Below are 22160 nucleotides of genomic sequence, written 5' to 3'. Positions count from 1 at the left end.
TCGAGCGTCCGTTCGTCAGCCGCGACGGCTCCGGAATGCTGTGCCGACAAATGATTTCGCCTCCAAAGCTGCTCCCGCGCTCATAACCAAATCGTTAAGATCGCTGCGTGATCGAACTGCTTGGTAAAAGTCCATCGCGACCCGCCCTCCTGTCAGGCGGTGCGACCTCGTGGGGGTGTGCCACTGGATGCGATCCCATCTTTCGTGGTAGGGGTCTCGACCATCAGATTGGGTCGGGCTTCGGTCGGGAGAGGTATGCGAGACAGGAGTTGCTGGCTGACCAGCCGGTCCTGCGCTGCTTCGACATAACGTCGGGCACGATTTTCGTCGGCATCAGGCGCAAATGCCTGTAACAGGCGCGGGGCATCCATCTGTGCATTCTGCGGGCGGGCCACGCTGTCGCCACCATCCGATCCGGAGCGCGATGCGGTCCCGTTCACGCCGCGGGCATACGTCACGGGAGGGGTCTGGTCCGCAGACCGTGGCGCGTCTGCCTGCTGGCCATTTGCGTTGCCCGCGGTATGACTTGTGTCAGTCGATGTCGAACTGTCGGTGGATGCTGCCCGGTCCGGTTCTTACGCCTGACCCGATGTCGCTGTCGCGCCTTATGATGGTTGTGACGATCCGATAAGTCCCATGATAGCCATGTCGGCCTCCGTTCTGTTTGCTACGCCCGCTGGGCCAGAACAGAAAACCCCTGCATCACGGCGTCGAAACGGTAATGCAGGGGCGAGAATTTGACGTCGTTAACGTATATAAATCATATATTTATCGGTTCATTCGATTTTCGATCAGATCGTCCACAACCGACGGATCGGCCAAAGTCGAGGTATCGCCCAATGCACCGAAGTCGTTTTCTGCAATCTTGCGGAGAATGCGACGCATGATCTTGCCTGACCGTGTCTTCGGCAGACCCGGTGCCCATTGGATCAGATCAGGTTTCGCAATGGGTCCGATCTCGGAACGGACCCAGTCTGACAACTCCTTACGCAATGCGTCGTCAGGCTCCTGCCCCCCCATGAGCGTGACATAGGCATAGATACCCTGACCCTTTACGTCGTGCGGGTATCCAACGACTGCCGCTTCGGCCACCTTGGGGTGGGCGACCAACGCGCTTTCGACTTCGGCGGTGCCCATGCGGTGACCGGACACGTTGATCACGTCGTCGACCCGTCCCGTGATCCAGTAGTACCCGTCGGCATCGCGGCGGCAGCCATCACCGGTGAAATAGTAATTCTTGTAGTCGCTGAAATAGGTTTTCTCGAACCTCGCGTGATCGCCCCAGACGGTCCGCATCTGGGCGGGCCAGCTGTCCTTGATGCAAAGCACCCCTTCGGCGGCGGTCTCGTGGATTTCCTCGCCCGTCGTGGGCTCAAGGATGACGGGCTGAATGCCGAAGAACGGCAGGGTCGCGCTGCCCGGTTTGGTGGCTATGGCGCCGGGCAGGGGGGTCAGCAGGTGACCGCCGGTTTCCGTCTGCCACCAGGTATCGACTATGGGGCAGCGGCCTTTGCCAATGATGTCGTTGTACCAGGCCCATGCCTCGGGATTGATCGGCTCACCCACGGTTCCAAGAATGCGAAGGCTGCTCAGATCATACGGCTCCACGAAGGAATTGCCCTGCCCCATCAGCGCACGCAGGGCAGTCGGTGCGGTATAGAACTGCGCAACCTTGTGTTTGTCGCAGACCGCCCAGAATCGGCCCGCGTCAGGATAGGTCGGCACCCCTTCGAACATCAGCGTCGTCGCGCCATTCGCCAGCGGGCCATAGACGATATAACTGTGACCCGTGACCCAGCCAACGTCCGCCGTGCACCAGAACACCTCGCCGTCCTTGTAGTCAAAGGTGTATTGGTGCGTCATCGAGGCGTAGACGAGATAGCCCCCGGTCGTATGGACCACGCCCTTGGGCATCCCCGTCGAGCCGGACGTGTAGAGGATGAACAAAGTGTCCTCGGCGTTCATCTCCTCAGGCGGGCAGTCGTCGGAAACCTCTGCCTCCGCTTCATGCAGCCAGACGTCATTCTCCGGGCGGAACGCAACCTGTTGTCCGGTTCGCTTGACCAACAGGCATTTGACGCTGTCGTCGCAATGCAGCAGCGCCTTGTTGACACTGTCCTTGAGGTTGGTGACCCGCCCGCCGCGCGGCGCGCCGTCAGCGGTGATGACGACCTTCGCGTCAGACCCGTTGATCCGCGCCGACAACGCCTCGGATGAGAAACCCGCGAAGACGATCGAATGGATCGCACCAATCCGCGCGCAGGCAAGCATCGCATAGGCGGCCTGCGGAATCATCGGCATATACAGGACGACGCGGTCGCCTTTGGTCACACCCATGCCTTTAAGGACGTTGGCCATCTTGCAGACATGGGAATGCAACTGCTGATAAGTGATGTGCTGCGCTTCGTCATCGGGCGAGTCCGGCTCCCAGATGATCGCGGTCTGCGTGCCCCTGTCTTTCAGGTGCCGGTCGATGCAGTTCGCGGCGACGTTCAGGGTGCCGTCCTCGAACCATTTGATCGATACGTTGCCCGGCGCGAAGCTGGTGTCCTTTACGCGGGTATAGGGTTTGATCCAGTCGACGCGCTTGCCATGCTCGGCCCAGAACGCCTCGGGGTCTTCGACACTGGCCTGATACATCGCATCATAGGTCGCGCGGTCGGCATGGGCATTCGCCGCCATCTCGGCGGAGGGCGGGAAAATCTGATCGTCTGGCATGGGGTCTCCTTTGCCCGTGCGGGCCGCGTCGGGGCTGCAAGGTACCCCGATAATATATTCAAATCGCTAGATATTCTGCGCGCAGTTCCGCGTTGCTCAGCACCTCGGCTGCGGTGCCGTCGAAGACCACGCCGCCGGTGTCTAGGATGATGGCCCGATCGCTGATTTCCAGGGCCCGAACTGCGTTCTGTTCAACGATGATCGTGGTCATGCCCAGCTTGCGAATTTCGTGCAGCGTTTTCTCGATCTCGTCGACGATGACGGGTGCAAGTCCTTCATAAGGCTCATCCAGAAGCAGAAGTTTCACATCACGGGCAAGGGCACGGGCGATGGCAAGCATCTGCTGTTCGCCGCCGGACAGGGTGATGCCTTCCTGTTTGCGACGCTCGCCAAGTCGCGGAAAAAGTTCGTAAAGGCGTTCAAGTGACCAGCCGACGGGCGGGGCAATCTGCGCCAGCTTGAGGTTTTCCTCGACCGTTAGACCGGCGATGATACGGCGGTCTTCGGGCACGAGGCCAAGACCGGCCTGCGACGCCTCATGCGCCTTCATCTTGTGCAGAGGTTTGTGATCCAGCCAGATTTCGCCGTGCCGGAGCTCCGGATTGCCCAGTCGCGCGCAGGTCCGCAGGGTCGAGGTCTTGCCGGCACCGTTGCGGCCCAGCAGCGCGAGAATCTCGCCCTCGTGGACGTTGAAACTGACGCCCTGCACGATGTAGCTCTCGCCGTAATAGGCGTGGATATCGTGGACAGAGAAATAAGCCGGGGCTGTCGCGGCCTGGTTCGCGTCGCGGGTGAAGTCGGGTTTGACGTTCATCGAATGTCTCCTCAGTGCTCGGCGCTTTCGCCCAGATAGGCTTCGCGCACCTTGGGGTGGCCCTTGATCTTGTCGGGCGTGTCTTCGACCAGCGGGGTGCCTTGCGCCAGCACAGTGATCCGTTCGGCCAGCGAAAAGACGACGTGCATGTCATGCTCGATGATGGCGATGGTGATCGGACGCGAGTCCTTGATCTGCTTCAGCAGATCGATGGTGTTGTTCGTGTCTGCCCGCGCCATGCCCGCCGTCGGTTCATCCAGCAGCAGAAGGCGCGGTTCCTGGGCAAGGCACATACCGATTTCCAGCCGCCGCTTGTCACCACGCGACATCGCCGCCGCATGCATGTTCCGCTTGTCGGCCATGTTCATGTCTTCAAGCATGTGTTCGGCCCGGTCGACGATTTCGCGGTCGCTTAGCAGCGCATGATAGGCTTGCAGCGAAAACGCACCGTCCCGCTTGGCCAGGCAGGGGATCATCATGTTTTCCATGACAGACAGATCGCCAAAGATTTCGGGCGTCTGGAAAACGCGCGAAATGCCCATCTGGTTGATCTCGTGCGGTTTGCGGCCCAGTACGGACTTGCCTTCGAAGCTGACCGATCCGGTGTCGGGAATCAGCTTGCCGACAAGACAGTTCAGCAGGGTCGACTTGCCCGCGCCGTTCGGACCGATGATGGCGTGAACGGTGCCTTGGGTGATTGACAGGTTGATGTCCGACAGGGCCTGCAATCCGCCGAAGCGCTTACCGACGTTTTTGACCTCGAGAATACCCATGATGCTTACTCCCCAGCCTGACGTTGCTCGGCGGCATCGTCTTCTACGCCTGATGCCTTCCGGTCGCGCCGGAAGACTGTTGCAATCTTCTGTCCGCCCTGAACCAACCCGCCGGGCAGGAAGATGACGACAACCATGAAGAGAAGACCAAGCGTCAGGTTCCAGCCTTTGCCTACGAATGGGTAAACGATGGCGACGACCACATCTTGCATCCCGTCAGGCATGAAGGCGAACCAGGCTTGCAAGGTGGATTCGTTGATCTTGGAGAAGATGTTCTCGAAATACTTGATGAAGCCTGCACCCAGAACAGGCCCGATCAGGGTCCCGGCCCCACCGAGGATGGTCATAAGGACGACCTCTCCGCTTGCCGTCCACTGCATCCGTTCGGCCCCGGCCAACGGGTCCATTGCCGACAGAAGGCCACCGGCCAGCCCGGCGTACATTCCGGAGATGACAAAGGCGGCGAGCGTATAGGGCTTGGGGTTCAGCCCGGTGTAGTTCAACCGCTGCTGGTTCGACTTCACAGCTCGCAGCATCATCCCGAAAGGCGAGCGGAACAGCCGAATTGCCAGATAGAAGCAGATCACCATGAAGAACGCCGACAAGTAGTAGCCGACGTTGAACTGGAAATCCCACCTTCCCAACGACAACGTCTCGGTCTCGCGCATGGCAAGGCCGAAGATATGGGGCGCATTCACAGTGGTGGCCGGGTTGTGAAAGATCTGAGGATCATTGGTGTAGACCTGCAAGCCCGTCTCGCCGTTGGTCAGATTGAATTTGGGATTCGACAGAACCGAATAGGCCAGCGCGAAGGACATCTGCGCGAAGGCCAGCGTCAGGATCGAGAAATAGATCCCCGAACGACGCAGCGAGATGAACCCGATCAACAGGGCGAACAGGCCAGAAATGATGATCGCCAGTCCGATGCCCGGCAGGACATTGTATCCCAGCAGCTTGAACATCCAGACGCAGGAATAGCTGCCGACGCCGAGGAAGGCCGCATGGCCGAACGACAGATAGCCGGTCAGGCCGAACAGGATGTTGAAACCGATGGCGAAGATTCCGAAGATCACGAACCGCTGCATCAGGTCAGGATAGCCCGCGTTGAATTGCGCCATGGCCGAATCGGTCGGAAAAGGGTTCAGCAGGAACGGTGCCAACACCGTCAGCAGAATGACAATGACAAGCAGGGCAAAGTCCTTGCGCGTCAATCCCAGGATGCCGCCGCCGACTCGTCTGCGGACCGGTTTGGCGGGCTCTGACGTCGGGGTGGCGATATGTTGTGTCTGGTCGGTCATGTGCTCAGTCCTCCATCACGCCTTTGCGCCCCATCAGCCCGCGCGGACGCGTCAGAAGGACGATCATGGCGACGAGGTAGATAATGATCTGGTTGATGCCGGGTACGGCGTTCGTGGCCCATGTGGTCGAGGCGAAGCTCTCAAGGATGCCCAGAAGGAAACCCGCCAGCACCGCGCCGGGAAGTGACCCCATGCCGCCGACCACGACGACAACGAAGGATAACACGAGGAAGTCCATGCCCATGTGATAGTTTGGCGGATTGATCGGCGTGTACATCACTCCGGCCAGACCGGCGACGGCTGCGGCGATGCCGAACATGATGGTGAACCGCTTGTCGATGTTGATGCCCAGCAAGCCTACGGTTTCCCGGTCGGCCATGCCTGCGCGGACCACCATGCCGAAGGTCGTGAACTGAAGAAATGCGAAGACTGCGGCGATGATGACGCCCGCGAAAGCGAAATAGACCAGACGCCAGTAGGGATAGATGACGGTATTCGGATCGAAGCCCAGCAACGCGCCGAAGTCGAACGACCCGCGAAATACGTCTGGGGCAGGGGTCGGGATCGGGTTCGCGCCGTAAAAATACTTGATGACCTCTTGCAGAACGATGGCAAGACCAAACGTCACGAGGATCTGGTCGGCATGGGGGCGCTTGTAGAAATGCTTGATCAATCCACGTTCCATGATGAAGCCGAACAGTAGCATCACCGGGATCGCCAGGAGGATGGCCAAGGGCACCGCCCAGTCGATGAGCGTGGCCCCGACTTCCGGCCCGAACCAGTTGACGACATAGGGCGTATCGATGGTTGCCGGATTTCCAAGGAAATCGGTGCGGGTCGGGTCGATTGTGGTGGTCGACAGCGACAGCAGCTTGGACATGGTCACGGCCACGAAGGCCCCGATCATGAACAACGCGCCGTGAGCGAAGTTGACCACCCCCAGCGTGCCGAAGATCAGCGTCAGACCCAAGGCGATCAGCGCATAAGCGGACCCCTTGTCAAGGCCGTTGAGGATTTGGAGGATGAAGGCTTCCATGGCCCGAGGTCTCCTGTAAGACGATGCGTTCTGATTATGGGGCGGCATCGGGGTGCATGGGACGCGGGACCACTGCCATTGACGATCCGGCGACCGATGAACCGGCTGGGAAGGAATGGGACCGTGCCAGTGACACGGCCCCTTTTGTCAGCTTTCGCTTACGCGCCCGGGTTGCATTCGCCCAGTTCGCCACCGGCAAACATCGGGTGATCGACCGGGTATGTGACCTGCTCGGCCGGAGTGACCTCGACGATTTCAACAAGATCGAACTCGTTCTCCGGGTTCTCCTTGCCGCGCACGACGACCACGTCCTTGAAGCACTGGTGATCGCCAGCGCGGTAAAGCGTGGGGCCATTGCCCAGACCGTCGAACTCATAACCCTCCAGGGCTTCGACAACGGCGCAGGGATTGAACGAGCCGGCGCGGGTGACCGCATCCGCATACAGCATGGTCTGCGCATAACAGGTCTGAGCGGCCTGTGATGGCGGGAAGCCGTACTTTTCGCCAAACGATTTCACGAAGGCATTGGTGCCGGTATAACGCGCGCCCTTTTCGTTTTCGAGTTTCCAGTCCCAGTTCTGCGAGCCCACGATACCGGCAATGTTCTCGCCAGCACCCTGCGCCATTAGCTCCGAATAGAGCGGCACGACGATCTCGAATTGCTTGCCGTTGGCTTGCGCCTGACGGAGGCCGAACTGAACCGCGTTGGTCAGCGAGTTGACCATGTTTCCGCCGTAGTGATTCAGGATCAGGACATCGGCACCGGAATTCAGGACTGGCGCGATGTAGGACGAGAAGTCCGTCGCGGCGAGCGGTGTGCGCACGTCGTTGACGGTTTCCCAGCCCAGAGCTTCGGTCGCGGCGGCAATCGATTCCTGTTGGGTCCAGCCCCAAGTATAGTCTGCGGTCAGATGATAGGCTTTACGGTCGGCACCATAAAGCTGCTCCAGCACGGGGGCGAGTGCGGCGGCGGACATATAGGCGTTGAAGAAGTGGCGGAAGCCATTGGCCTTCTTGTCCTTGCCCGTGGTGTCGTTCGAGTGCGTCAGGCCTGCCATGAAGATCACGCCAGCATCTTGGCAGAGGCCCTGAACGGCGACCGCGACACCGGACGAGGAGCCGCCCGAAATCATGATGGCGCCGTCTTTTTCGATCATCGACTTGGCCGAGGCGCGCGCCGCGTCCGACTTGGTCTGTGTGTCGCCGGTGACGAACTCGACCTTCTTGCCCAAGATGCCGGTGCCATCCAGAGCCTTGGACGAGAACGTCTGCATCATGCCGCCATCGCCCTCACCGTTCAGGTGCTGGACCGCGAGCTGAAACGCACGAAGCTCGTCCGCGCCTTCGTCGGCATAGGGGCCGGTTTGGGGCACGTTGAAGCCGAGCGTGACCGTGTCGCCCTGAGGCGCATTGGTGAAACCGCTATGGGCGTCGGCCCAGACCGCGCCCGAGAAAACCGTTGGAATGGCAAGTCCGGCACCGGTTGCGGCACCGGTCTTCATCACGCCACGGCGAGTGAAATTCGATTTGGTCATTGAGACCCTCCCTGTTTTTGACGCCCCGCTCCCCCTCCTCCGAAGGTCCGCGCGACAGGCCCGTCCAGCTTGACGGGTCAACGGCACTATCGACGACCTGAAGTGAAATCATCAATAACTCATAGACGGGATGCGATTTTATTGTAAATAATATGACAGACTTGTCCGGATACGTGTAAATTTTTTGTCCCGCACATGCAGCAAATCGCTTGCACGCGCAGCAATCGAACAAGGTCAGGAGGTTGTATGCCAAGGTCCATTCCAACCGGCAGCCGAATCCGCGAACGCCGCCTGGCCCTGGGACGCAAACAGACCGCAGTGGCCGGGACAGTGGGTATCTCGCCGTCCTATCTGAACCTGATCGAGCACAACCGCAGGGCGATCGGGGGCAGTCTTCTGTCACGCCTGGCCACGGCACTGGAAACCGATCGCGCCGCCCTGGCCGAAGACGGCGACGAAGCACTGATCGAGGAACTACGGGCGGCTGCAGGGGCACAGCAGAACAACGAGGCGGAGTTTGACGATGCCCCCGACCTGGCTCGTCGGTTTCCACACTGGGCCGGGTTGATCGCGGCGCAGGCGCGGGCCCTGGCCGCACAGGCCCGTACCATCGAGGCGCTATCGGACCGTCTGTCCCACGATCCGACACTGGCCGACGCAATGCACGAGTTATTGTCGACAGTGTCTGTCGTCCGCTCCACCGCCTCGATCCTCGCGCAGACGCCCGAAATCGACGCCAACTGGCTGGGCCGGTTTCATGCCAACCTCGACGCCGACAGCCGCAGGTTGGCCGATGGGGCCGAAGCCGTCGTCGGCCTGTTCGACCGGCAGGCGGCGCGCGGGGCGGACCGCATGCTGCCTTCCGAGACGGTTTCGCGGTTTCTGGACGACGCGGGCCACCGGTTCGATGTGTTGGAACGGGACGGGGTCGCCGCCGTCACGGACCTTGTCGGCGGTCTGACGGGGGAGGATGCGCGCGTCCTGGCCACAGAAATTCTGACGGGCGACGCCGAGGACGCATCTCGATTGCCACGCGCGCTCGTCGAGGCAGCAGACGGCCCGGATGATCTGATCGCCGCTGCCGGGGGCGATCTGGCACTGGTTCTGCGGCGCATGGGTGTCGTCGATCCGGGGCGCGGATTGGTGATCTGCGATGCCGCCGGTGCACTGCTGCGGCGCAAGCCGGTGGCGGGATTTCCATTGCCGGTAATGGGGGCCGGATGTCCGCTCTGGCCTGTGTACACTGCGCTGGGTCAGCCGGGTCGCCCTCTGACCGTGGTGGTTGAAACGCCGGACGGCGCGGACTGGCGCGTTCATGCCATCGCTCAGGCGGTGGCGGTCGCGGGGTTTGGCGCCGCGCCCGTGATACGCGCGACGATGCTGTTGACCCGAACTCAAAGCGGCGGTGCGGGTGCGCCGGTCGGACCGGGCTGCCGCGTCTGTCCCCGCATTGAATGTCCGGCGCGTCGGGAACCGTCGGTCCTGTCAACGCGACCGGATATGCTGGACATGGTGGACCTGACGGGGGACACTTTACCGCGTTCATGATCGGAGGGGAGGCCGGACATGATTGATATACCTTCTGCCGATGCGCCTGTTGACGCGCCGCGCGGCCGTGTCCTGTTGATCGAGGACGAACCGAATATCGCCACCGCCATAGGCTTTCTGCTGCAACGAGAGGGCTGGCGCGTGTCCACCCATTCAGATGGCAGGACGGCGCTGGACGCGGTGGTGCGGCATGCGCCGGACGTGATCGTGCTGGACGTGATGTTGCCCGGCCAGTCCGGGTTCGAGGTGCTGGGAGGGTTGCGCGCCGGACAGAATGGCACGCGGGCAGATCTGCCGGTCCTGATGCTGACCGCCAAAGGCCAGACCAAGGATCGTGACCGGGCCGAGGCATTGGGCGTCAGCCGGTTCATGACCAAGCCTTTTTCGAACCGGGAATTGATCGAGGCCGTGCGTGATCTGGCGCGGACGGCACCCGGATGACGGGCCGGGCGACGGCGGACCGAATGGCCACGGACGCCCAAACCCGCGCGCATCGCAGGGCACGTCTGGTGGATGCGGCCCGGCTGCTGCCGTTTCTGGGGGCGGTCCTATTTCTGATCCCCGATCTGGTGCTGTCCGATGATCCGGCCGCTGCCGGGGCTACAGCACCTTGGCTTACGTATCTTTTCGCTTCGTGGTTGGGTCTGATCGGTCTGGCGCTCTGGATCGGGCGGTTGCACATGCGGGATCTGCGTGACGATGCAGATCGCGAAAGCGGGGCTGAATGATCGGCCATGCGCTTCTTGCAGGGCAGCGGACATGAACCTGACGTTCAGCCTACTGGTCGCGGTCTGCCTGGCCTATGTGACATTCCTTTTCGTCGTGGCCTTCGCGGGCGAGCGTGCTGCCGCCAAAGGGCGCAGTCTGATGCGTGGCCCGACGATCTATACCCTGTCGCTGTCGATCTATAGCACAGCTTGGACGTTCTATGGTGCCGTCGGATACGCCGCCCGATCGGGGTTGGAGTTCATGACCATCTATCTTGGCCCGACGCTGGTCTTCATCGGTTGGTGGTGGGGCCTGCGCAAACTGGTGCGGATCGGGCGGGCAGAACGCATCACCTCGATCGCCGATATGATCTCAAGCCGCTATGGCAAGTCGAACCTGCTTGCGGTGATCGTGACGTTGCTGGCCGTGGTCGGCACGACACCCTACATCGCGCTGCAACTGCAATCGGTCACGCTGTCGTTCGGTGTCTTTGCGGCACCGGGAACGCAGGCCAGCGAGTTGACCGGGCTGGCATTCTGGGTGGCCTGCGGGCTGGCGGTATTCACCATTCTGTTCGGCACCCGCAAGCTGGACATAGGCGAACGTCACGACGGTATCGTCTCGGCCATCGCGGTCGAGGCGGTGGTCAAACTGGTGGCACTGTTATCGGTCGGCGCTTTCGTGGTCTGGGGGATCAACGGCGGGGCCGCGGCCACGGGCGAAGCCATCGCGACGTCACCGGTTGCGAACTGGACGGCAGTGCCGGGGCGTTGGGCCGGGCTGATTTTTGTGTCGGGTGCCGCCGTCATCTGCCTGCCGCGCATGTTTCAGGTGCTGGTCGTCGAAAACTCTGACGAGCGGCACCTGGTAACCGCAAGCTGGGCGTTTCCGGCCTATCTGATGGCCATGTGCATCTTCGTGGTGCCGATCGCGGTGACGGGTCTGGCGCGACTGCCTGCCGGATCGAATCCCGACCTGTTCGTCCTGACGCTGCCGCTGGCCGAGGGGCAGGGCGGGTTGGCGCTTCTGGCATTTCTCGGCGGATTTTCCTCGGCGACCAGCATGGTGATCGTGGCCAGCGTTGCGCTCGCGACGATGCTGTCGAACCACGTCGTCATGCCGCTCTGGCTGGCGGCGCAGAACAGGGATGGAAGCGGGCAGGCACAGGCGTCGATTTCCGGCGATGTGCGGGGCGTCGTGCTGCGGGCGCGGCGGGCGTCGATCCTGGTCGTGCTGGCAATGGGCTATCTTTATTTTCTGGCGACTGGCGGCACGGCGGCGCTGGCCTCCATCGGGCTGATCAGCTTCGTCGGCATGGCGCAGGTCTTGCCGGCACTGGGATTCGGCCTGTTCTGGACGGGGGCCACACGGCTGGGCGCGGCGGCGGGCATCGTCACCGGATTCGTCATCTGGGCCTGGACGATGCTGGTGCCGGTGTTGGCGGGGCCGACGACGGTCGGACCGTTCGGCATCGAATGGCTGCGCCCTGAAGCACCGTTCGGACTAACCGGCGATCCGCTGTTGTCTGCGATGATCCTTTCACTGGGGCTGAACACCTTCGTCTTGTGCCTGACATCCCTGTTGACCCGCCCCACGCCGATGGAGCAGTTGCAGGCCCCGCGTTTCGTGCAGGTCTTCGACCGTACCGCAGCACCTCGGGGCCGTCGCAGCTATCATGCCGGGGCCGAGGAACTTCTGATCATGGCGCAGCGCATTCTTGGCGCGTCCGAGGCACAGGAGGTGTTTGCTGCCGAATCCCGCGCCCAGGGACGTCCATCGGATCTGCCGGAAACGACGCCCGACCTACTGGATCGGCTGGAACGGAAGCTTGCCGGGTCGGTCGGGGCCGCGACTGCGCATGCGATGGTCACCGGCATCACCGGAGATGCCGCAGTATCGGTTGAAGACCTGCTGGCCGTGGCCGACGAGACGGCGCAGATAATGGATTATTCAGCCCGGCTGGAGGCCTCGTCGGCAGAATTGGTCCGCACTGCGGGTGAATTGCGTGCGGCCAATGACAAGCTGACGGCACTGGGTCATCAGAAAGACGCTTTTCTCAGTCAGGTAAGCCATGAGTTACGGACACCGATGACGTCGATCCGGGCGTTTTCCGAGATTTTGCGCGGAGACGAGGCTGACGGTAGGGTAAGCGATGAGGATCGTGCCCGCTATGCCGGGATCATTCTGGACGAGAGCGAGCGACTGACCCGTCTGTTGGATGACCTTCTGGACCTGAGCGTCCTGGAATCGGGGCAAGTCGTATTGAACCCCGCAGACGTTACACTGCGCACCGTGATCGACCGTGCCGTGACGGCGGCCGGCACGGTGTCACTCGGCCTGAGGATCGACCGAGACCCGGAGGGCGAGGATGTGACATTGCGGACGGACCCGGACCGGCTGTCGCAGGTATTCATCAACCTGATCACCAATGCCGCAAAATACTGCGATGCGGACGACCCTGCATTGCGGATAGCGGTGATGGCGGAAGCAGATGGCGTAATCGTCGATTTCACCGACAACGGGTCCGGTATTGCCGCGCCCGATCGCGGCCTGATCTTCGAGAAATTCGCACGTTTATCGGACCAGGCGGCGGCAGGCAGTGCGGGCCTTGGGCTTGCGATCTGCCGGGAGGTCATGGCGCGGCTGGGCGGCAGCATCGACTACCTGCCGGGGCAGGGCGGTGCCGCGTTCCGCCTGCGTCTGCCGGGGGAGACGCGGACCGCGGGCACCGCGCGGGCGGCGGAATAGCCCCGCCCGACCCCAGTTCTGACCCGTGCAAAGGTTTTGTTAACCCGATTGCCGCAGACAGGAGGCAGTGAGTCTCTTCGCAACCGGATGCCATGTCGCCCGATCTGTCCTCTTCCACACTCCGCCGTATGGCCGGGGGCCCGTCCGGCGGGCCGGACTCCGGCATGTCGGGTCGTGCCGCCCCCTCGGCGGCACCCGATCTGCTGGCTGCGCTTGGAATGGCCGCACTGCGGGTCGGCGATGACATGTCGGGCCTTGGGCTTGCCACGGGCGAGCGGACGGCCCGGCGCGTCACGGCCGAGGCCGCGTTCGATGATCTCAACGAACGCGCGCTCTGCCTGCCGATCGATCCACCGGGAATGGTACCCGGCGCGCCCACGGCCCATTCGCCCGAGGTTCTGGCCGCATTGACCGGTCTGATCGTGCTGCATCCGGCGCTGACCGACGCCTTGGTGGAGGTGCAGACCATCGGCCGGGTTGATGGCCCCGCCCGCCCGGCGCGACGGGCCACGCGGATCGATGCGGCACTGGTCCAACCCTTCGCGCGCGCCCTGCTGGTGCAGATGCAGCGTCTGCTGCCCGCCGCGACCGAGGAGCCGCGCCCCGGGGCATTGCGCGGGGGCAGTTTCATTGCCGGGCCGGACTCGCTGGCCTTGATACTGACGTCGCCGCAGTTCCTGCGGCTGGATATGGCGGTGAAGCTGGGCGATGGCCTGCGGGACGGGTCGATTTCGGTAATCCTTCCAGTGGACGCTGCGCCGCTTCCGCAAGTCGGAGAGGCGCTGGACCCCGAGGCCGACTGGAAAGCCGCGATGCGCGCCGCCACTGCAGAGGCCCCCGTGTTGCTGCAGGCCGTATTGCCGCCGATGCGTTTGCCGCTGTCGCGTCTGATGGACATGAAAGCAGGCGACCTTATCCCGCTTGACCCGCAAGCCCTGTCGCAGATCGTCCTGCATGGCGGTGCCTCGGGCCTGACCTTGCCAGGCCGCAAACGTCTGCCACGCGGCGCGGCAATGGTGGCGCGGCTGGGTCAGTTGAACGGCCTGCGCGCCGTCAAGATCGCGGCCCTTCCGGGAGAGGCGGTCGATCGCAGTTGCGACGGGCAATCGGAGTTCGGCGGGACCGGCCAACTGACCTCTTCAAAGGCGGAGACTGCAACTGACGGCGAAGACGGGCCGAAAGCTGAACGGAGTGCACCGCAGGCTGCATCCGGTAGACTGGCCGCGATGGACGAGGTGCCCGCAATGGACGGTATGTCCGACATGTCGGAATCACCCGATCTGCCCGAATGGCCCGACCTGCCGGAGTTACCCGACCTGCCCGATTCGCCCGACTTGCCAGACCTGCCCTGACGCGCTCCTTCGGGCTTGCCCTCCGGCCGCCGCCTTTTAAGGTTGCGTCCGACACTATTTCCGGAGGCCGCGACGTGACCGATCTGACCAGAGCCAGGGGACTTCGCGCCCGGATGCAGGCAGGCGACATGCTCGTCGGGACATTCATGAAGACGCCGAACCACGTCACGCTGGAAATCCTGATGCTGGCCGGATTGGACTTCGTTTGCCTCGATGCCGAACACTCGCCGTTCGATCGGGGTGCCATCGACGCCTGCATGGCCGTGGCGCGGGCACGGGACTTTCCGGTGCTGGTCCGCATCGGCGACGGGTCCCCGGCGCGCATCCTCGACGTAATGGACATGGGGGCGACGGGCATCGTGGTGCCCCATGTCGATACTGTCGAGAAGGCCCGCGCCATCGCCCGCGCCGCCCGGTTCGGCCATGGCGGGCGGGGTTATGCCGGATCGACCCGATGGGCCGGTTTCACGGCGCAGAAGATGCCCGACCTGCTGGCCCGCTCGGCAGCGGAAACCATCGTGCTGACCCAGATCGAAGAGCCGGAAGGCGTGGAAGCGGCCCGCGAAATCGCCTGCGTGCCAGGCGTCGACGGATTGTTCATCGGTCCGGCCGACCTGACGGTCGCCTATGGTCACGACACGCTGGACAACCCCGACCTGCCTGCCGCGATGGCCTCCGTCGGACAGGTCTGCGCAGACGAGAACAAGACCTTTGTGACCTGGGTACCCGATATCGAAACGGCGCGAAACTGGCGCCCCAACGGGTTCACCATGTTCGTGGTGGCCAGCGAGCACAGCTGGATATTGCAGGGTGCGAAGGCGGTTGCAGCAGGTATACACGGGCTGAAATAGGTGGATTTTCCGGGTTGCATCTGATGCATGGGGGAAATGCTGCGCTGGCATTGGTTTTCTGCCGCATCGCGGCATATGTATCTTTCAAGCAAAAACGGAGCGTGCCCTACGCTCCTGATGCAGCCGGAGACGCAAAATGAAAAACCCAAACATGATCGATACGATGGAAATCGAAGCCAATGCCCGCGCCCTTCGTGCGGCTTTTGTGCGCGATATATTCACTGCCATTGCCGCTCGCATCCGCAATACGCGCGCGAACACGGCGGGTGACGCTCACGCCTGAGTCACATGACGACGGGCCTTTTGCCCGGACGTTCCATGCGAAGCCCCCTATTCGGGGGCTTTTGCATGTCGGGCAGGGCTTTCGCACGGCTTGGGCACCGATTAGGGGAGGCGTATGACCGACAGCACTCCCACGTCCCGCCCGACGCTCCGCCTGAAACCCAAGGTCGATGCCAAACGCATCCGGCACGGCCACCCCTGGGTCTATCTTGACGATATCGTCGCCGACCGCCGCAGTCGCGCCATCGCGCCCGGCAGCCTTGCCGTTCTGGAAGACGCCGATCGCGTGCCGCTGGCCACGGTCGGCGTCAACATGGGATCGCGGATCGCCGCGCGGGTGTTGTCGCTGGACCCTGACGCCGCCATCGATGGCGCATGGATCGCGGCCAGATTATCGACTGCCGTGGCGCATAGAGATCGGCTGATCGGTGCGCCTTTCTACCGTCTGATCCATGCCGAGGCCGACGGAATGCCGGGCGTCGTGATCGACCGTTTCGGCGAGGCCGCCGTGGTGCAGCCGAATGCAGCATGGGCGGATGTTCTGGTCGAGGAAATCGCGGCGGCATTGACCGATCTTGGAATTGCGCATGTTCTGTTGAACGCCAGCGGTCGGGCCCGAACGACCGAAGGGTTGAGTGAGGGGACGCGCTGGATGCGCGGGGGACTCGACGCGGCGGTTGCGGTGCCGATGAACGGGGCCACCTATATGGCGGACCTGACAGGCGGGCAGAAAACCGGGCTGTTCTTCGACCAGCGTCCGAACCATGCTTTCCTCGCCGGGCTTGCCAAGGATGCGACCGTTCTGGATGTGTTCAGCCATGTCGGCGGGTTCGGGCTGGCGGCATTGGCGGCGGGTGCGGTATCGGCGCTGGCTGTCGACGGATCGGCCCCCGCGCTGGCGCTGGCCGAGGAGGGAGCGTCGCGGATGGGACGAGCCGAGGCTTTCACGACGCGCAAGGGCGATGCCTTCGACGTTATGACCGCCTTGGGCGAGGATGGCATGCGGTTCGACATCGTGGTCGCCGATCCACCGGCCTTCGCGCCAGCGAAACCGGCGCTGACGGCAGGCCTGCGGGCTTATGAACGGGTGGCGCGGCTTGCGGCCCCGTTGGTCGCGTCGGGTGGATACCTGACGCTGTGTTCGTGCAGCCATGCTGCGGAGTTGTCCAAATTTCGAGCATCGTGCATCCGGGGGATCGGGCGGGCCGGAAGAACGGCACAACTGATCCATACCGGGTTCGCCGGGGCCGACCATCCGGTGCATCCGCAACTGGCCGAAAGCGGGTATCTCAAGGCACTGACGTTCCGGTTGCTGGATTGAAAGTCTTCCTTGATGCCTGCGTGCTGTATCCGACGGTTCTGCGCGAAATTCTGATCGGCTGCGCCCGCGCGGAACTGTATCGTCCGCTCTGGTCGCCGCGGGTGCTGGAGGAATGGGCAAGGGCCTCGCGCAAGATCGAAGGCGGCGAAGTGTTTTCGCGGGGTGAAATCGCGACCCTGCGGGCGCGTTTTCCGAAGGCGGAGGTCCTTCCTGGCGATGCAACGCAGGCCCGGCTCTGGTTGCCGGACCCGGACGACATCCATGTTCTGGCGTCGGCCTCGGACGCCGGGGCCGACGTGCTGGTGACACTGAACATCAAGGATTTTCCACGCCGCGACGTGGCTGCCGAGGGGATGAAGTTGCAGAATCCCGACGCTTTCCTGATGGACCTTTGGCTGGTGGATGGCGCGACTGTTGCGTGGGTCGTCGAAGACGTGCGTGCGACGGCGCAGCGTCTTTCAGGCACACCGCAACCCTTGCGCGCCCTGATGAAACGGGCGCGTTTGCCGCGGCTGTGCAAGGCCCTGTCAGACTGAAGGAGCGCCCGTTTAAGGTACGGGCAACAGGGTCGTGATCCCGACTGCACCGGCGCGCGCCAGATCGGGGTCCAGCGTCATCGGTATGTATTCGCCACGTCGCCACAACTCGCCCAGGTCGTCGTAATACTTGGACAGCGGATGCCCTGACTGCCCGGTCGAGGTGATGAAGACGCTGCTTTCCGGGTCGGCAAAGTCATAGACGCCGCGATAGGTCGCCGCCTGTACGTTCAGGAACGGGTCGGGCAACTCGCCACTGGTGCGCCCGCGTTGCAGCGTATGATCGCCGCCGGAGGTCGATTGGCGAATATTCACGATCAGTCCCAGACCGGGAATGTCGCCCAGAACGGGGTGGTCCGACCGGGCCTCGTGCGCATCGCCCCAGCGCCATGCCTCGACACGGGAGCCATAGCGGTCTTCCAGAAACTGCAGCGCATCGTCCAGCGACTGGCGCGCGATCTCGGTGCAGGTTTCCGGCGCGGTCGACTGAATGACATCGCACCACGCGCCCGCGCCGTCCGTGTTGCGGAAGACACGTTCGATGAACAGCGGCTCCATCAGGGGGTATTCCGATGTAAGCGGGCCAAGGTCGTCGCGGATCAGACGCTGTTGCAGGAATCGCATCCATGCGGAGTAGATCAGCGGCTCTGGCAGGTGTTCGGACATCTCGCCGTTCCATGCGGCCAGCAGTTCCAGCGCCACCTGCCTGCGCCGTTGCACACTGTCGGCGGGGGCGGAATCTCCGGTGAACCACAGATCCCGCCCGACCAGCGGCAGCAGCGATCGCGCGGCGAAAGACACGGTGTCCAGCTGCGCTTCCATCAGAGAGGCGCGGGTATGCACGTCGCGGGCCTGCAACAGGCGCTCCATGCGTTGCACCCGCTGACTGTCGCCCCATACGAAACTCAGATGATCGGGGAACGGCGTATCGACGGTCTTGTTGTTGGTATTACCCAGCAACCCTCCCTCGGGGTCGGTCCAGACGGGATTCTCTTCGAAGGGTTTCGTGCCCTTCCAACGATTGGCCTCGACCCAGCCCGGTGCGGGGATGCGGCCCTGGGACTGATGCAGTTCGTCCCGGTCGGGCTGACGGCCCATCACCTGCATGGCGATACGCTTGCCATTGGTCAGCATCAGGTTCTGCGACGGCGCGACGAAATACCTGGCGGCAGCCAATCCTTCGTCCAGATCTGCGGCCCGCATCAAATCCAGCCCCGTGCGCAGCGACGTGTCGTCTTCGGCCAGCGCGGTCCAGGAGAGGGCGGGGACATAGCCCTGCGGGGTTACCGTTCCCAGATCGAACTGGCGTCCCGTCAGAATCGGGCCATTGACGCTCCGTCGCAGGGTCAGCGTGACGGGTTGGGCATCCTTGATTTTGATGATCGTCCGCTCGGTCTCGAAATCGGCCCATCCGTCGGGGGTGCGATACTGAGTGATGTCATCGGGGTTCAACTGCTCCATCATCACGTCCTGATCGTCCATGTAACTGGATGTCAGGCCCCAGCCCAGCTGGTTTGTCCGGCCAACCATAACGACAGGTATGCCGGGGATCGTGCCGCCGATGGCGCCACCCGTCGATAGCTGCAACCGCGCCAGATAGAAGATCGTCGGTGCCGTCAGCCCCATATGCGGATCGTTGGCCAGCAGGGCGCCCCCGGCGGCCGCTCGTTCGGCGGCGACGGCGAAGGCATTGGACGCGCCCGACAGACCACGGCGCGGAACGGGCCACAAAAACGGGTCCTCTTCGGGGTCGGCTTGGGCGAATTGGGTCTGCGACAGCGTCGGGAAAAGATCACTCGCCAGAACAACCTTGCCCTTGCCGGGAACGTCGGGATGCAGGTCGCGAAGACGCTCCTCCGGCAGGATCAGCGAGGCGCGGGCGCGCAGCACTTCTTCACTGGCCTGTCCGGACAATTGCAGCGCCATCAGCTTGATGATCGCGATGCTGTCGGCGGGTTGCCACGGGGCGATCTGAGGTTCGAACAGGAAAAACTCGGGCGCGCCCCGCCCGCGCGCCTCGCGGTTTATGACCTCGATCCGGGCATTAACGCCGGCGGAATAAGCCTCCAACATCGCCAGCGTTTCGTCGTCCTGCGCCGCGACCGACCGTACGGCGGCACGGTATAGGCCAAGGCGGCGCAGCAATTCGTCGGTGCGCAGGGTACGCTGGCCGAACAATTCCGACAGCTTGCCCTGCGCCGTGCGCCGCATCAGCGTCATCTGCCACAACCTGTCCTGCGCATGGGCATAGCCCAGCCCGAAGAACACGTCGGCATCCGTTTCGCCGAAAATGTGGGGAACATTGTAGGTATTGCGCACGATCTCGACCGGAGCTGTCAGTCCGGCGACGACCTCGGTCGCGTCATAGTCGGGCAGGCTGCGCCAGGCCAGCCAGTAGACAACGCCGATGGCCAGACCGGCCAGCAGCAGGACAGCCGCAACGATACGGAATGTCCAGCGGAACAGACGCTCCATACTTCCCCCTGTTGACCCCCTTGGTCGGGGCCGATCTAACCTTCACGACGAGTAGATGCAAAGGGAGGCCATCATGGCAAATGTCGCGTTTCTGGGAATGGGTGTGATGGGGGCACCGATGGCGGGCCACCTGGCAAAGGCCGGACACGATGTCTGCGTCTACAACCGCACGTCCGCCAAGGCGGAATCCTGGGTCGAAGTTCATGAAGGGACATCAGCCGAAACCCCCCGCGCCGCTGCGGCGGGTCGCGACATCGTGATGGCCTGCGTCGGCAATGACGACGATCTGCGCGGTGTCTGCCTGGGCGACGACGGGGCCTTCGCGGGCATGGCGGAAGGGGCGCTGTTCGTCGATCACACGACCGTATCCGCCGAGGTGACACGCGAATTGGCGGCGGCGGCGGCCGAGAAGGGCATCGCCTGGGTCGACGCGCCGGTCAGCGGCGGACAGGCGGGCGCGGAGAATGGCCAGCTGGTCATCATGTGCGGCGGCGCGCAGGACGACTATGATCGGGCCGAGCCGGTAATGGCTGCCTTCGCCAAGGTTTCGCGCAGAATGGGTGACGTGGGTGCGGGCCAATTGACCAAGATGGTTAACCAGATCTGCATCGCGGGACTGGTGCAGGGCTTGTCCGAAGCGATGCTGTTCGCGCAGAAGGCCGGACTGGACGGCGAAGCGGTGGTTGATGTCATTCAGGGCGGTGCCGCCGGATCGTGGCAGATGGTCAACCGCCACAAGACGATGCTGGAGGGCAAGTTCGATCATGGCTTCGCCGTCGACTGGATGCGTAAGGATTTGCGGATTTGCCTGTCGGAAGCTGAGAACATCGGAGCGCCGCTTCCGGGCACGGCTCTGATCGATCAGTATTACAAGGATGTGCAGGCGATGGGGGGCGGACGATGGGATACATCGAGCCTGATTGCACGGCTCAAGGCGTTGGGGGCATAGGCGGAGGCACGGGCCAGAACCGTACCAGTCTCGATCTCCAGACTGTCGAGTAGGCTGCGGACGTCACCGGCGAAACAGCCATGCCAGTCGCCGCTGTGCAACGGCTTGTCGGTGTCGCCAACCCGCCCGGAACAAGGCCGCGTGCGGCCACCGGGCGCGCGCCTGCCCGTCCGGGCGGCTTGGCGCGGTGCTGCCGTGGTGCGGAACGTGACGGCAGAGGGGTGGAACGGGGATAAAGTGGGATTCACGGGCGGTGCGGCACCATCCCACGGACAGGCGCGCGCCCGGCGTGGGGGCGGATAGGGGCATTGTCAAAAAGGGCGCCCTCCCGGACGCCCCCTCCTTCACCGAAGAACCAAGCCTCAGTTCAGCGCCTGATCCATAATCACCGACGTCCAAGCCCCCTCGGGCGCTTCCGAAATTACTGGGTCGGAGCCGCCGGCCAGCAATCTATCGACCGTACGCTGATAATCGGCCTCGTCCAGCGATCCGTCCGACCCGGCGGTCAGCTTGGCGGTTTCGCCCATCATGCGGACTTGGTGGGCCGCGGTCTCGTCGTTGCCCGGGACGATGGCGGCGGTTTCCCAGCGAATGGAACGTTTGATCGAGACAGGTGTTGGCCTGCGCGGCACGTGATGCCGTTCGTAAAACAATTTCATCATCGGAGAGGACGCGACGATGGCCAAGGTCAAGACACTTGAAGATCTGTTTCTCGATACGTTGAAGGATATCTACTATGCCGAACGCAAGATCCTGAAGGCTCTGCCCAAGATGAAACGCGCGGCGACCAACGAGAAGTTGGCCGCGGCGTTCGACAAGCACCTTGGCGAAACGGAAGAACAGATCGAACGCCTTCAGAAGGTTTTCGAAATCCTCGGCAAGCCCGCGCGTGGCAAGACATGCGATGCAATCGAGGGGATCATCTCGGAGGCCGAAGAAATCATCGAAGAGTTCAAGGGCAGTCCGGCCTTGGATGCGGGCCTGATCTCGTCCGCTCAAGCCGTCGAGCACTATGAGATTACGCGCTACGGGACCCTTCACCGTTGGGCGAAGGAACTGAACATGGGTGATGCGGCAAAACTGCTGGATGAAACGTTGCAGCAGGAATGGAAGACCGACGCCGATCTGACCAAACTTGCGGACAAGACGGTCAACGATGCAGCGAAATCGCCCGTTGGAGCCTGAGGCCTGAGATCGTCTTTCAGCTATGGGAGAG

The 22160-nt window shown here is 62.9% G+C and carries 19 protein-coding genes and 1 pseudogene; 11 read left to right on the top strand and 9 right to left on the bottom strand.

Annotated elements, in window-relative coordinates:
* Positions 1 to 152 precede the first annotated feature (152 nt).
* From AC13C2_RS06395 to AC13C2_RS06365, 7 genes are all read right to left on the bottom strand, one after another.
* Entirely contained in the window at positions 153 to 458 is a 306-nt protein-coding gene (locus AC13C2_RS06395; protein ID WP_092764171.1) for a hypothetical protein, read from the bottom strand.
* A gap of 310 nt (positions 459 to 768) precedes the next feature.
* Positions 769 to 2718 carry an acetate--CoA ligase gene (gene acs / locus AC13C2_RS06390; RefSeq protein ID WP_092764173.1) on the bottom strand — a complete coding sequence of 650 codons (1950 nt, stop codon included), beginning with the start codon at positions 2716 to 2718 and terminating at the stop codon, positions 769 to 771.
* A 58-nt stretch (positions 2719 to 2776) separates the two neighbouring features.
* Entirely contained in the window at positions 2777 to 3532 is a 756-nt protein-coding gene (locus AC13C2_RS06385; protein WP_474520714.1) for an ABC transporter ATP-binding protein, read from the bottom strand.
* A gap of 11 nt (positions 3533 to 3543) precedes the next feature.
* On the bottom strand, positions 3544 to 4305 hold the full coding sequence (locus tag AC13C2_RS06380; protein WP_424337783.1) for an ABC transporter ATP-binding protein: 762 nt from the start codon (positions 4303 to 4305) through the stop codon (positions 3544 to 3546).
* 5 nt (positions 4306 to 4310) lie between these two features.
* On the bottom strand, positions 4311 to 5525 hold the full coding sequence (locus AC13C2_RS06375) for a branched-chain amino acid ABC transporter permease (RefSeq protein ID WP_092764332.1): 1215 nt from the start codon (positions 5523 to 5525) through the stop codon (positions 4311 to 4313).
* An 82-nt stretch (positions 5526 to 5607) separates the two neighbouring features.
* Positions 5608 to 6639: a branched-chain amino acid ABC transporter permease gene (locus AC13C2_RS06370; RefSeq protein WP_339644883.1), complete on the bottom strand. Its 1032-nt coding sequence runs from the start codon at positions 6637 to 6639 to the stop codon at positions 5608 to 5610.
* 158 nt (positions 6640 to 6797) lie between these two features.
* Complete coding sequence (locus AC13C2_RS06365; RefSeq protein WP_092764181.1) at positions 6798 to 8174, bottom strand: substrate-binding protein; 1377 nt, start codon at positions 8172 to 8174, stop codon at positions 6798 to 6800.
* Positions 8175 to 8420: 246 nt separating this feature from the next.
* Here AC13C2_RS06365 and AC13C2_RS06360 point away from each other — a divergent pair, with 246 nt between their 5' ends.
* The 9 genes from AC13C2_RS06360 to AC13C2_RS06320 all read left to right on the top strand — a co-directional run bounded on the left by AC13C2_RS06360 (position 8421) and on the right by AC13C2_RS06320 (position 17520).
* On the top strand, positions 8421 to 9722 hold the full coding sequence (locus AC13C2_RS06360) for a short-chain fatty acyl-CoA regulator family protein (protein WP_482886264.1): 1302 nt from the start codon (positions 8421 to 8423) through the stop codon (positions 9720 to 9722).
* An 18-nt stretch (positions 9723 to 9740) separates the two neighbouring features.
* Positions 9741 to 10163 (top strand): response regulator transcription factor, encoded by a 423-nt coding sequence (locus tag AC13C2_RS06355; RefSeq protein WP_092764185.1) that lies wholly within the window; start codon positions 9741 to 9743, stop codon positions 10161 to 10163.
* 23 nt (positions 10164 to 10186) lie between these two features.
* Positions 10187 to 10450: a hypothetical protein gene (locus tag AC13C2_RS06350; protein WP_092764334.1), complete on the top strand. Its 264-nt coding sequence runs from the start codon at positions 10187 to 10189 to the stop codon at positions 10448 to 10450.
* Positions 10451 to 10481: 31 nt separating this feature from the next.
* Positions 10482 to 13178 carry an ATP-binding protein gene (locus AC13C2_RS06345; protein ID WP_482886263.1) on the top strand — a complete coding sequence of 899 codons (2697 nt, stop codon included), beginning with the start codon at positions 10482 to 10484 and terminating at the stop codon, positions 13176 to 13178.
* Between the two features lie 92 nt (positions 13179 to 13270).
* Positions 13271 to 14530 carry a flagellar motor switch protein FliM gene (locus AC13C2_RS06340; RefSeq protein ID WP_482886262.1) on the top strand — a complete coding sequence of 420 codons (1260 nt, stop codon included), beginning with the start codon at positions 13271 to 13273 and terminating at the stop codon, positions 14528 to 14530.
* Between the two features lie 74 nt (positions 14531 to 14604).
* Complete coding sequence (locus AC13C2_RS06335; protein WP_339644903.1) at positions 14605 to 15381, top strand: HpcH/HpaI aldolase family protein; 777 nt, start codon at positions 14605 to 14607, stop codon at positions 15379 to 15381.
* Positions 15382 to 15517: 136 nt separating this feature from the next.
* Positions 15518 to 15664 carry an RSP_7527 family protein gene (locus tag AC13C2_RS06330; RefSeq protein WP_482886261.1) on the top strand — a complete coding sequence of 49 codons (147 nt, stop codon included), beginning with the start codon at positions 15518 to 15520 and terminating at the stop codon, positions 15662 to 15664.
* A gap of 114 nt (positions 15665 to 15778) precedes the next feature.
* Complete coding sequence (locus tag AC13C2_RS06325) at positions 15779 to 16984, top strand: RSP_2647 family RNA methyltransferase (protein ID WP_482886260.1); 1206 nt, start codon at positions 15779 to 15781, stop codon at positions 16982 to 16984.
* Positions 16981 to 17520, top strand: coding sequence for an RSP_2648 family PIN domain-containing protein (locus AC13C2_RS06320; RefSeq protein ID WP_482886259.1), 540 nt, complete (start codon positions 16981 to 16983; stop codon positions 17518 to 17520). The genes AC13C2_RS06325 and AC13C2_RS06320 overlap by 4 nt, the downstream gene beginning before the upstream one ends.
* A 12-nt stretch (positions 17521 to 17532) precedes the next feature.
* Here the strand turns inward: AC13C2_RS06320 and AC13C2_RS06315 are convergent, their stop codons facing one another.
* Complete coding sequence (locus AC13C2_RS06315) at positions 17533 to 19995, bottom strand: penicillin acylase family protein (protein ID WP_482886258.1); 2463 nt, start codon at positions 19993 to 19995, stop codon at positions 17533 to 17535.
* Positions 19996 to 20068: 73 nt separating this feature from the next.
* Between AC13C2_RS06315 and AC13C2_RS06310 the strand changes: the two genes are divergently transcribed.
* A complete protein-coding gene (locus AC13C2_RS06310) occupies positions 20069 to 20944 on the top strand; it encodes an NAD(P)-dependent oxidoreductase (protein ID WP_092764199.1) in 876 nt (291 codons plus the stop codon).
* Between the two features lie 362 nt (positions 20945 to 21306).
* On the opposite strand, the pseudogene AC13C2_RS06305 reads toward AC13C2_RS06310, so the two are convergent.
* Positions 21307 to 21528 (bottom strand): annotated as a pseudogene (locus tag AC13C2_RS06305) (ABC transporter substrate-binding protein); the annotation flags it as partial.
* Between the two features lie 94 nt (positions 21529 to 21622).
* Between AC13C2_RS06305 and AC13C2_RS06300 the strand changes: the two are divergent.
* On the top strand, positions 21623 to 22129 hold the full coding sequence (locus AC13C2_RS06300; RefSeq protein ID WP_092764201.1) for a YciE/YciF ferroxidase family protein: 507 nt from the start codon (positions 21623 to 21625) through the stop codon (positions 22127 to 22129).
* Positions 22130 to 22160 lie beyond the last annotated feature (31 nt).

The sequence above is a fragment of the Jannaschia sp. L-14R genome, assembly GCF_056857695.1.
Note: the sequence above shows the minus strand (reverse complement) of the source record. Positions and strands in the feature narration are given on the sequence as shown.

What these genes read in the sequence shown, in the direction of transcription:
- AC13C2_RS06370 (WP_339644883.1), bottom strand. Translation starts at nt 6,639, where the DNA reads ATGGAAGCCTTCATCCTCCAAATCCTCAACGGCCTTGACAAGGGGTCC.
- AC13C2_RS06340 (WP_482886262.1), top strand. Translation starts at nt 13,271, where the DNA reads ATGTCGCCCGATCTGTCCTCTTCCACACTCCGCCGTATGGCCGGGGGC.
- AC13C2_RS06380 (WP_424337783.1), bottom strand. Translation starts at nt 4,305, where the DNA reads ATGGGTATTCTCGAGGTCAAAAACGTCGGTAAGCGCTTCGGCGGATTG.
- AC13C2_RS06365 (WP_092764181.1), bottom strand. Translation starts at nt 8,174, where the DNA reads ATGACCAAATCGAATTTCACTCGCCGTGGCGTGATGAAGACCGGTGCC.
- AC13C2_RS06345 (WP_482886263.1), top strand. Translation starts at nt 10,482, where the DNA reads ATGAACCTGACGTTCAGCCTACTGGTCGCGGTCTGCCTGGCCTATGTG.
- AC13C2_RS06315 (WP_482886258.1), bottom strand. Translation starts at nt 19,995, where the DNA reads ATGGAGCGTCTGTTCCGCTGGACATTCCGTATCGTTGCGGCTGTCCTG.
- AC13C2_RS06325 (WP_482886260.1), top strand. Translation starts at nt 15,779, where the DNA reads ATGACCGACAGCACTCCCACGTCCCGCCCGACGCTCCGCCTGAAACCC.
- AC13C2_RS06310 (WP_092764199.1), top strand. Translation starts at nt 20,069, where the DNA reads ATGGCAAATGTCGCGTTTCTGGGAATGGGTGTGATGGGGGCACCGATG.
- AC13C2_RS06355 (WP_092764185.1), top strand. Translation starts at nt 9,741, where the DNA reads ATGATTGATATACCTTCTGCCGATGCGCCTGTTGACGCGCCGCGCGGC.
- AC13C2_RS06330 (WP_482886261.1), top strand. Translation starts at nt 15,518, where the DNA reads ATGAAAAACCCAAACATGATCGATACGATGGAAATCGAAGCCAATGCC.
- AC13C2_RS06360 (WP_482886264.1), top strand. Translation starts at nt 8,421, where the DNA reads ATGCCAAGGTCCATTCCAACCGGCAGCCGAATCCGCGAACGCCGCCTG.
- AC13C2_RS06300 (WP_092764201.1), top strand. Translation starts at nt 21,623, where the DNA reads ATGGCCAAGGTCAAGACACTTGAAGATCTGTTTCTCGATACGTTGAAG.
- acs (WP_092764173.1), bottom strand. Translation starts at nt 2,718, where the DNA reads ATGCCAGACGATCAGATTTTCCCGCCCTCCGCCGAGATGGCGGCGAAT.
- AC13C2_RS06350 (WP_092764334.1), top strand. Translation starts at nt 10,187, where the DNA reads ATGGCCACGGACGCCCAAACCCGCGCGCATCGCAGGGCACGTCTGGTG.
- AC13C2_RS06385 (WP_474520714.1), bottom strand. Translation starts at nt 3,532, where the DNA reads ATGAACGTCAAACCCGACTTCACCCGCGACGCGAACCAGGCCGCGACA.